We start from the raw sequence: 2,115 nt of genomic DNA, 5'->3' as shown, positions 1-2,115 counted from the left end.
GTGTCGATGGCCTGCCCCTTGATGCGCGACATCATGCCGTTGCAGTAGTTGGTGATGGCCGTCAGCGGCTGGTTGAGCTCGTGCGCCACGCTGGAGGCCATCTCGCCCATCGTGATCAGGCGGCTCGCGGCCTGCGCGCGGTCGGCCTGCGCGGCGGCCTGCTCCTCGGCGTCGCGCCGCGGCGTGATGTCGGTGGCGATCACCAGCTGGGCCAGCCGGCCGTCGACCCAGGTGAGGTAGCGCGAGCGCACTTCGAGCCACTTGCCCAGGTGCGGCACGAAGATCTCGTTGTTGGCAGCCTGGGCGGCGGTCAGGGTGTCGATCGGCAGGCCGGCGTAGGGGTCGACGTCGTCCAGGCCCTCGTCGTGCGCATTGGAGGTGGGCACGCCGGCCTGCGCCACCATGCCCAGGTGGCCCACGGTGTCGGAGCCGAACCAGAGCCGGTACAGCTTGTTTGCGAACAGCAGTTCCTCGCTGCCGATGGGCGCAACCGACACGGCGGCGTCGAGCGCCTCCAGCACCGTGGTGAAGCGCTCGTAGGAAGCCGACAGCTGCTCGCGGATGCGCGTGGGTTCGGTGATGTCGGTCATCGACGTCATCCAGCCGGTCTGGTGGCCGCGCGCGTCGATCAGCGGCGACACATAGAGCCGGGCGTTGAACACGCTGCCGTTCTTGCGCTTCACGCGCACCTGGAAGCCGCCGGGCAGGGCGCGGCCGTGCAGTTCTTCCTCGAGCCGCTCGTTCATCACTTCGCGGTCCGACTCCAGCCAATAGGGGAACGGCGGCGACTGGCCCACCAGCTCGGCTTCGCTCCAGCCCGTCATTGCGCAGAAGGCGGCGTTCACGTAGGTGATGCGGCCCTGCAGGTCGAGCACGCGCATGCCGGTGAGCATGGAGTTTTCCATCGCGCGGCGGAAGTTGGTCTCGGCAACCAGCCGTTGCTGGGCCTGCTGGCGCCGCCGGGTGTGGCGCCAGGTGCCGATCAGCATCCAGCTGGTCAGCACGCTGAGCGCGCAGACCAGCCAGAACAGGCCGTTGCCGACCACCCCCTGCGAGGTCCGGTAGGCCTGGGCGCGCAAGACCAGTGCGTTGCCGACGGGCGACACCGGCACTTCGTACTCATTGGTTCTTTCGGGCCAGGGGAGGAGCCGCGTGCCGCCTTCCCTCAGGTTGGCCGTATTGCCCGCGAGCACGTTGCCCTTGGCATCGAGCAGCGAGACCGCGTAGCGCGCCTGCACTTCCGAGGGCATGCCGTAGCGCAGCAGGCCGTCGACCGAAAACTCGCCCAGCACCACGCCCGCGAACRGGCCCTGGTCGAAGAGCGGAATGTGCAGCTGCAGCATCGCCGCGGGATCGCTGCCCGCCACCGGCTGGGAGAAAACCGGCTGGCGCAGCTCGCGGGCCAGGGCGTAGTTGCTCTCCACGTCGCCCGGGCGCAGCACGTCGCCGATCAGGTGCTGCTGCGCGGGATGCACGCTCGGCGCCGAATAGCCGGCCTTGAAGCGGCGCCGGTCGTCGATCCAGGTGACGGTCTGCAGCTCGGGGAACTGGCTCACGAGCGATTCCGCGCGGCTCGCGAATTCGATCGGGTCGATCTCGCGGTTGGAGGCGTCGCGCGCGATGCGCATCAGCTGTTCCTGGCGCTCGAGCAGGCGCAGGCGCATGCGCTGCTGCGCGTATTCGACGTCGCGCCGCACGGATTCCTGCTCGCGCTCGACTTCCTCGGTGCGCAAATACCAGAACGCCGACACGATGGCCGCCAGGAACAGCAGCACCGCCGCAATCGGCGCCAGCATGGCGACCGCGTCTTGCAGCACCGGCGTTTGCTGGCGCCACCAGCGGCGCCACCACGAGAGCGGAGACGCATTCACGGCGCTGCGGGCAACCGCCAGCGGAGAGGAAAAAGGCATCCTGCGAGTTTAGGTGATGGCCCCTGCGCCAAGGAGAGCAGGGCCGCAGTGCCATTGATTCCGACACGGACGACTTTGTTTCCAAAATATCACATTAAGAAATCAGCATGCACTATTTGAAATGGAAGCATTTCTATGAGAAACTTCCGCGCGGTGATCGAAGAGCGCACTAAATTACAGCCACAGCCCTAAAGGAGAGACAAGC

The 2,115-nt window shown here is 67.0% G+C and carries 1 protein-coding gene; it reads right to left on the bottom strand.

All coding sequences use genetic code 11. The features are described from left to right. The coding region (locus AC1DOC_RS30800; RefSeq protein ID WP_478131237.1) for a PAS domain S-box protein at positions 1-1,910 on the bottom strand (1,910 nt) is incomplete at its 3' end. Positions 1,911-2,115 lie beyond the last annotated feature (205 nt).

This window comes from Variovorax sp. 01T439_2 (genome assembly GCF_056398445.1).
This window is presented reverse-complemented; position numbering and strand designations above follow the sequence as displayed.